The organism is Ruegeria sp. BI11 (genome assembly GCF_056538005.1).
This window is the reverse complement of record NZ_JBQFSM010000029.1, coordinates 1-5699: the sequence shown is the minus strand read 5'-3', so window position 1 is coordinate 5699 and position 5699 is coordinate 1. Positions and strand designations below refer to the sequence as shown.

The 5699-nt window shown below is 62.4% G+C and carries 5 protein-coding genes; 1 reads left to right on the top strand and 4 read right to left on the bottom strand.

The features are described from left to right. Nucleotides 1-103 precede the first annotated feature (103 nt). The 4 genes from ACR0DT_RS24665 to ACR0DT_RS24650 all read right to left on the bottom strand — a co-directional run bounded on the left by ACR0DT_RS24665 (nucleotide 104) and on the right by ACR0DT_RS24650 (nucleotide 5509). A complete protein-coding gene (locus ACR0DT_RS24665) occupies nucleotides 104-1270 on the bottom strand; it encodes a nucleotide sugar dehydrogenase (protein ID WP_480713292.1) in 1167 nt (388 codons plus the stop codon). 162 nt (nucleotides 1271-1432) lie between these two features. Then, nucleotides 1433-2848, bottom strand: coding sequence for a polysaccharide biosynthesis/export family protein (locus ACR0DT_RS24660; RefSeq protein ID WP_480713291.1), 1416 nt, complete (start codon nucleotides 2846-2848; stop codon nucleotides 1433-1435). Continuing rightward, on the bottom strand, nucleotides 2838-3491 hold the full coding sequence (locus ACR0DT_RS24655; RefSeq protein ID WP_480713290.1) for a YjbF family lipoprotein: 654 nt from the start codon (nucleotides 3489-3491) through the stop codon (nucleotides 2838-2840). Before ACR0DT_RS24655 ends, ACR0DT_RS24660 begins: the two co-directional genes overlap by 11 nt. Next, on the bottom strand, nucleotides 3488-5509 hold the full coding sequence (locus ACR0DT_RS24650) for a YjbH domain-containing protein (RefSeq protein ID WP_480713289.1): 2022 nt from the start codon (nucleotides 5507-5509) through the stop codon (nucleotides 3488-3490). Before ACR0DT_RS24650 ends, ACR0DT_RS24655 begins: the two co-directional genes overlap by 4 nt. On the opposite strand from ACR0DT_RS24650, the gene ACR0DT_RS24645 reads away from it, so the two are divergent. Next, nucleotides 5508-5699, top strand: a 192-nt coding sequence (locus tag ACR0DT_RS24645; protein ID WP_480713288.1) for a hypothetical protein, incomplete at its 3' end; no start/stop codon positions are given. The two genes, ACR0DT_RS24650 and ACR0DT_RS24645, sit on opposite strands and share 2 nt — an antisense overlap.

The window sequence follows — 5699 nt, the reverse complement described above, 5'->3', positions numbered from 1 at the left end:
TTTTTTGTTGGTGGGCGGTGTGGTTGTACTTAGCTCGGTGCGTGGCGAGACGCGCAGGGTTCGGGCGGCGGTTTTTTTAGTCTTTAAACCTTTTTTGCCGGGGTCAATCTGCCTGGAACAGGTCGCGTGTGAAGACTTTGTCGCTGACATCGCGGATCTCGTCCGCGAGCCGGTTGGCGACGATCAGGTCGGCCTGCTGTTTGAAGGCGTCGAGATCGCGGATCACCGGTGAATGAAAGAAATGCTCCTCAGCCAGCACCGGTTCATAGACGATGACCTGGATGCCTTTGGCCTTGATCCGCTTCATGATGCCCTGAACCGAGCTCTGGCGGAAATTATCGCTGCCATCCTTCATGACCAGCCGGTAGATGCCGACCGTTTTGGGCCCTTTCATCAGAATCTGATCGCTGAGGAAATCCTTGCGTGTGCGATTGGCATCGACGATGGCGCGGATCAGGTTCTGCGGCACATGGTTGTAATTGGCCAGCAGCTGTTTGGTGTCCTTGGGCAGGCAATAGCCGCCATAACCGAACGAGGGGTTGTTGTAATGCGCGCCGATGCGCGGATCGAGGCTGACGCCTTCGATGATCTGGCGTGAATCCATGCCGCCGGCCAGCGAATAGCTGTCGAGCTCGTTGAAAAAGGCCACGCGCATGGCAAGGTAGGTATTGGCGAACAGCTTGATCGCCTCGGCCTCGTCGGGGTCGGTGAACAGCACCGGCGCATCCTTGGACACCGCCCCTTCCAGCAGCAGATCGGCAAAGACTTTGGCTCGGTCAGAGCGTTCGCCGACGATGATCCGGCTGGGATGCAGGTTGTCGTGCAGGGCCTGACCCTCGCGCAGGAATTCTGGCGAGAAGATCACGTTTCCGGTGTCAAACCGCGCGCGGGCATCGGTGACAAAGCCCACGGGGATGGTGGATTTGATCACGATGACCGCATCGGGGTTCAGCCTGGTGACCTGTTCGATCACCGTATCGACCGAGCTGGTGTCGAAATAATTGCTGCGGGGATCATAGTTGGTCGGGGTGGCCACAACGATAAAATCCGCGCCGCCAAACGCGGCTTCGGGATCGGTGGTGGCGGTCAGGTTCAGGGTGCGGTTGGTCAGGAAATCGATGATCCCGGCATCCTGGATCGGGCTTTCGCGCCGATTAAGCATGTCCACGCGGTCGGCCGACACATCCAGGGCAACCACGTCGTGGTTTTGCGCCAGCAGCACTGCGTTAGACAGGCCAACATACCCAATCCCGGCAATCGCGATCTTCATATTGTGGTTCCTTGTGTAGCCAGGGTCGGCACGCCCGCTGCGACCATAATCCTGTTTTTGGTGTCTGATAAGCTTTTGAAAGAAAGGAAGGCCATGATCCGGCACGGGACCATCGCGCGCTTGTGGTGTTTGCGTGCGATGGCGGTGTGCGGGTTGGCTGTTTTAATTTATCGCGGCATTGACTGGTGTCGTTACGAGTGAGGGTGTGATCTGGCTGATGGTGCGGCCCCATTTTGTGACCGGGTTTTCCGCGATGAAGATGATGTCGTTCGAGCGCAGCTGGAATTGCGCGGCCAGGGTCAGCTGGGCGGCGTTGCGGATGTCGAGATGCCAGGCGGTGACGGCGCCAAACTCGCGGGCGTCGGTTGCGGCGCGCAGCACGTAGACCTCGGAGGCGTCGCCGGTTTCCTTAGCGATGCCGCCGCCGGTGTCGAACAGCGCATCGGCCAGGGTGGCGGTGTGGTTGAACGGCAGGGCATAGCGGCCCTGGGTGCGGACCTCGCCAGACAGATAGACGTAATCACGGTCGACCGCGTCCAGTTCGATGGATTGAACAAAGTTGCTGCGGCGTTCCTCCAGATCGTCGCGGCGCAGGGTGACGGCCACGTTCAGCTCTTGCAGGGCGGTCTGGCGGCCTTCCAGCACGGTCTCACGCAGGGCGATCTGCTGGGCAAAGAAGCGCTCGGCGCGGTCCAGATCATAGTCGGTATCGACAAAGACCGAGTCATCGGCGATCAGGTTGAGGTTCTGCAGCGCGGTGCGCGCATACAGATCTTCCAGCGGGATCTGATACATCTGCCCGTCGCGGTAGATCCGGACCGAGGAGTTGTCGATATCGCTGACCGAGACCGATCCGGCGGCCGACAGCGCCTCGCCCAGGGTCAGCTGGGTCAAGGTGATGGGCTGAATGCCGGGCTGGCCGACGGCACCGCCGACCGAGACGCGGCGGGAATTGAACTCGGCGATCTCGAGGCTGAAGGTGGGGTCGATCTGGTTTTCCACCAGGCGCTGGAACAGCAGCGCCTCGGCCTCGTCCACGGTCAGGCCGACCAGGCGTACGCGGCCGACATCGGGGATGTTGATCGACCCGTCATCCTGCACGGTATAGCCGTTGCGGCTGTTCTGCGCGGCCAGCAGGCCCGAAAGCTCTCCGGCGGTGCCCTGCGTCGAGGGGGTCGACAGCACCAGCACGTCGCCGATGCCGATGGTATAGGGGCCGGGGTTGACCTGCGGTGGCGGATCCAGCTGCAGCCCGGCGCGCGATCCGTCCTGGGTCGAAGGCGCCTCTGGCAGCGGACCGGTGCCGCGCAGGCTGGTGCTGGATCCTGATCCTGCCGACAGTTCGAACACCGAGGGCAGGGTTTTGGGCGCATAAGACGAGCGGTTGGCCACCAGCACGGTCTCGGGCGTGACCGGCACGACGCGGACCTTGCCGGCATCCGACACGCCTGCGCTCACCGACGGGCTGCGATAGATGGTCGAGCATCCGGCGATCAGGCCGCTCAGGGCCAATGCACTCAGGAGAAGGGGAATATGGCGCACGCGCTGGCCTCCGCTGTTCAAAATCTTAACTCTCATCGGGCACCACCTTTATGACCATGTTGCCCAGGAAATCGCCGGTCCATTGCGAGGACTGGACGATGCGGCCGGTGCTGTCCTGCACCCAGTAAATGTTGGTGAAGCGTTCGGCCACCCCATAGCAGTCCTCTTGTCGCTTTTGCGCCGCCACGGGCGTGCCCTGCAACACAACCGGTTCAGATCCCAGCGTGGTGATCCGGCAGTGATAGGCGTGCAGCTCGATCTCGTCATTGCCGTTGAGAAAGCTGTGGAACCGCTCGGTCTGGCCCGAACCACCGCTCAGGATCAGCGCAGCGCTCTGGCTGACATCCGATCCGGCCAGGCCGCCGCCAAAACCCTTGGCCGAGGTCAGCAGGCCCTGATCCAGCGTGATAGTGGCGCCATCTGCGGTCAGCCAGGTCTGCACCCCGGCGCGCTCGGTCTCAAGCAACATGACCCCAGCCAGATCGCGTGACGGGAAGCCGACCTCAAGCCGGGGCGGAATCGGGCGGCGCGCGGCCAGCGCTTCGGCGCGCGGGTGGAACCGGGGCGCGTTGGGAAACAGCGCACCCTTGAGCAGGTCGACATCTTCCTGCGCTTCGCCGCAGGAGATCAGCAACAAGGCAAGCAGCGCCAACGGGGCAGGGCGTCGTAGAGCCTTCATCGCCAGAACCTCCCCCAGCCGCGGGACAGGTCCTGGGCCCGTGCCTCGCGGGTGACGCCATAAAGCCGGTTGCGCACATGCAGCCGCGCGCCGCCGTCGCGCAGGACGGGTCGGATGGTCTGGGCGATCTTGTTGCGCGACGGGCGCCCGGTCAGCCATGATACGGGGATTTCCAGCCGGATGCCCTTGTCGAACGAACCTTCGCCGAATTCTTCCGAGCTGACATTGGTCAGGGTAAAGAACGCGCCCACCTTGAAGCCGTTGTTGAACTCGCGGTCCAGACTGAAGGTGGCGCCAAAATCGCCCGCCAGATAACGCCCGACATCGACCTGCGCGTGATACTCGCCGGGCAGATCGTAATAAGCCGAGACGTGCCCGGTGGCGACGGAATAGTCCTGAAAGCCAAACAGCACGTCGAAATCGCGTTGCGCCACATAATTGGCCTCGACCCCCAGCGCCAGGCGGCTGTTGGTGGGATACCACAGCAGCTCACCCGAGAGCCCGCCAAACATGGTCTCAAGATAGCCCAGCGTGGTGCGGGCATAGAGGTTCTTGCCCGGACGCCACAGGTACTCGCCGGTCATATGCTCGATGCGCAGATTGGATTCGCGGGCATAGATGGCCCAGTCCGAGCGCACATGCGGCAGCGGCGAATCCGAGACCCGGGTGCTGTCATCCAGCGTGCTGAGGATCGGCAGTCGCAGCCCGGTCGACAGGGTAAAGCCGGGTGAGAGCGTATAATCCAGCCCCAGCGCCGCCCCTACCTCGTATCGCAGCGGGTCGTCAGGGTCGAAGAAGGAAAAGTTCAGATAGGGCCCGAACCGGTAGGAAAAATGCGGGTAAGCATCAGTCAGGACACCGCCCTGCACCAGCGGCAGCGTGTCCGATACCTCGGCCCGGGCAAAGCTGCGCCAGGCATTGTCGGGGTCGTGTTCCAGCTCGTAAAGGTCGTCGCGATTGACACGCACCGCGCTCAGCGGCACGCCGTTCGACATCAGCGCGATGTCGAAATGTTCGGTCTGGGCGGGTTCTTCGTTGGCCAGCACGCGGGCGGTGCGCCCCAGCGCCTGGGCGGCCTGGCCATAGGTGGTGTTCTCGACCCCGACCTGAACCGTATCGCCTGTTCCCGACAGATAGACCAGCCGCAGCCCTTCCTGTTCCAGCGCGGTCTGCATCCGGGACCGGATGTCGCCGGGGGCCCGGTCCGTGGCGGCCTGCGATCTGGGTCGCAGCGGCGGTGGCGCGGCACCCTGCCCGCCCGGCACCACCGATTTGCGCGGGTCGATGAAATAGCTGAAGGTCAGCCCCAGCGTGTTGCCATACAGATAGGACGTGGTCAGCTGTGATCCGTTGTCGAACCGGTACTGGACCCCGACATTGATCGGGGATCTGACCCGGAAACTGTCGTTGACGGCTTCCTGGCTGTACAGATCGGGGGAATACTCAGCCAGAAAAGTCAGCCGGTCATTGTATTGCCAGCTGGCGCCCCCAAACAGGGCAGCATCGCCGCGGAACCAGTTGCCGAATTCCAGCTCTCCGCCCTGACCGTTCGAATTTGGTTCCGGCCGGGTGTCAAACCGGTCGCCGAACACGCCGAGCGGGTTCGAAAACGCGCCGCGTCCCGCCACACGGCCCCAGCCGATGCCACCGGTCAGCTTGAACCGGTCGCGAAAGGTTTTTGTCGCCACGAAATACTCGGCGGCATAAATACCGGTGCCACCAAAATCGCGCAGCCCCATCACAATGGCCGGGCTGTGCCTGCTTTCCTCGCGCAACCGGAAATGGAGGTCGAAGCTGCGGTCATACCGGGTGCTGTCCGGGCCATCCAGCCTGTCGATCACCGCATAGCGGAAACTGCCATGCACCCAGGGCAGCATCTGAAACGTCATCGTCGCCCGCCCGCTATTGCGCAACCCCGCAGCGGTAAACACCAGCGCGCCGTCATCGAACATCTCGGCGGTCGGAATCTCAAGCAGACCGGGCGTGCCATAGGTCGACACAGACTGCGCCTGCGCCATGCCCGTCACAACCAAACACACCAACGCCAACAGGCTTTTCCGCCGCAAGGGGACCGCTCGAATCTTCACGTCAATTTATCGCTTTTTTGATCCGCGCCTCATTAGCGACTTTCCAAACCAACGTCCCGCGCCAATTCGAAACAAAACACCTTCATCACCCCATGTGACATATCTGCAAAACATGCAGAAA

Excerpts from the sequence above, each read along its gene's own strand:
- ACR0DT_RS24665 (WP_480713292.1), bottom strand. The coding sequence starts at position 1,270 with ATGAAGATCGCGATTGCCGGGATTGGGTATGTTGGCCTGTCTAACGCA.
- ACR0DT_RS24660 (WP_480713291.1), bottom strand. The coding sequence starts at position 2,848 with ATGAGAGTTAAGATTTTGAACAGCGGAGGCCAGCGCGTGCGCCATATT.
- ACR0DT_RS24655 (WP_480713290.1), bottom strand. The coding sequence starts at position 3,491 with ATGAAGGCTCTACGACGCCCTGCCCCGTTGGCGCTGCTTGCCTTGTTG.
- ACR0DT_RS24650 (WP_480713289.1), bottom strand. The coding sequence starts at position 5,509 with ATGGCGCAGGCGCAGTCTGTGTCGACCTATGGCACGCCCGGTCTGCTT.